This window comes from Phytoactinopolyspora endophytica, from assembly GCF_004138495.1.
Lineage (GTDB): Bacteria > Actinomycetota > Actinomycetes > Jiangellales > Jiangellaceae > Phytoactinopolyspora > Phytoactinopolyspora endophytica.
Window position 1 is genome coordinate 70334 of the sequence record NZ_ML142856.1, and the last position, 1374, is coordinate 71707.

1 protein-coding gene is annotated in these 1374 nt (G+C 65.4%); it reads right to left on the reverse strand.

What is annotated here, in order from left to right; translation table 11 throughout:
• Positions 1–801: AAA family ATPase (locus ELR45_RS35325; RefSeq protein WP_165367846.1), on the reverse strand; the 801-nt coding region annotated here is incomplete at its 3' end.
• Between the last annotated feature and the right edge of the window lie 573 nt (positions 802–1374).

Genomic DNA, 1374 nt, shown 5'->3' on the forward strand with positions numbered 1-1374 from the left:
CTCAGGAAGCACCAGGCCACGAACGACCGGCGACGGCGGCAGGAAGCGGTCCAGCACCACCTGGCCGGTCCGCTGCTCCGGACGCAGCCGGCCGGCCACGTCCAGCAACGCCCTGGGGTTTCCTCCCGTCCGCTCATGTAAGACCACGGCCACGTTCTCCGCCATGTCGTCATGTGCCGAGAGCATCATGTCGATCGCGTCACCCGTCGCCAGCCCACCGAGCCGGAGGGCGGGAAGACCGTCGAGCAACGGGACCGAACGCCCATCCTGCAGGTCAGCCGCGAGCACGAGCGCGATCGGCACCGAGCGCAGCCGACGAGCGACGAATCCCAATGCTTCCTGTGACGATGCGTCGAGCGTGTGCGCGTCGTCCACCACGACCAGCACCGGCACGTCCACCGAGCGCACCAGCGCCAGCAGACGCATGGCCGCGTCGTACGAGCTGGCCGCCGAGTCGAGATCGGAAAGAAAGCTCGACGCCTGTGGCTCGAACGTCCGACGGCTCTCGGGGGACAGCGATCCGTACAGCCCGGACAGGATCAGATGCAGGCCCGCGTACGGCCACCCGCGCTCCGCCTCAACCGCCGTGACCTGGGAGACGACCGGCCGTCCGGGACCATCGCCGACGCCATGTGCCTGCGCCACGTGCTCCTGCAGCAGTGCGGTCTTCCCGATACCCGGAGGACCGGATAGCACCATCGACGCACCCTGCCCGTGCACGAGACCATCGACGATCACACGCAGCGCGTCAAGCTCCCGTTCCCGGCCGAGAACGTTTCCAGATATAGACATTCCCTTCATGAGCGACCCCTCACCCACCACCATTCCGGGTACGAACCCCCCGAACCCGGACTCTACGAGGGTACCGGTTTCCGCAACTCACACAAGAGTCGCGATATGACGACGCCTTGCACCGGCGGACGACACCCGAGTCTAGGGGCACGTCCAGGGCTAGTTTGAGTAGTCCCGGGAGCGAAGCGACGCCGGGCGGCGACGCCGTCGTTCCAGGCGAGCGACGCCACTCACCTCCGACGGATGGTCGACGATTGGTCTTCCATCGAAGCACCGCATACGACGTGACACTTCACTGGAGTGAACTTCAACTCGCTGAACTACATTCGATTGAAGTTAGGGCGGCCTACCATTCATCCCGGGCTGGGCCGGCAGACCGGTTACCCGGGTTGCTGCCTGTGCTGATGCTGAAATCCGTACCGGATGCTGCATTCTGTGTCGCGATGAGGCCCGAGTCGCGGCCATGGCGGTACGGAAAGTAGCATCCGGTACCGATTGCAGCGTCGACGACGACGCCCTGGTCTCCGGTGAATGACACCGGAGACCAGGGCGACATAGAACCGGTCCAGACGACCGGGAGAT